We start from the raw sequence: 321 nt of genomic DNA, 5'->3' as shown, positions 1-321 counted from the left end.
CTAAATCGTGGGTAATCATGATGATTGCCGTGTTGAACTCATCTTTCAGTTCGTTCAGCAGTTCCATGATTTGTGCTTGAATAGTTACATCCAGCGCGGTAGTTGGTTCATCTGCAATTAGCAGTTTTGGACGGCACAATAGCGCCATTGCAATCATCACACGCTGACGCATACCGCCAGAGAATTCGTGTGGGTACATGGTGATACGCTTACGTGCTTCCGGGATTTTAACCGCTTCAAGCATGCGTACTGATTCTTCGAATGCTTCCGCCTTACCCATGCCTTTGTGCAGCATAAGTACTTCCATCAGCTGATCACTTA

The 321-nt window shown here is 46.4% G+C and carries 1 protein-coding gene; it reads right to left on the bottom strand.

What is annotated here, in order from left to right:
• The coding region (locus A3712_RS06940; protein ID WP_157618716.1) for an ATP-binding cassette domain-containing protein at positions 1-321 on the bottom strand (321 nt) is incomplete at both ends.

Source organism: Vibrio sp. HI00D65 (genome assembly GCF_001635455.1).
Classification (GTDB): Bacteria; Pseudomonadota; Gammaproteobacteria; order Enterobacterales; family Vibrionaceae; genus Vibrio.
The sequence above is the reverse complement of the archived record's forward strand: the minus strand, read 5'-3'. Positions and strand labels throughout refer to the sequence as shown.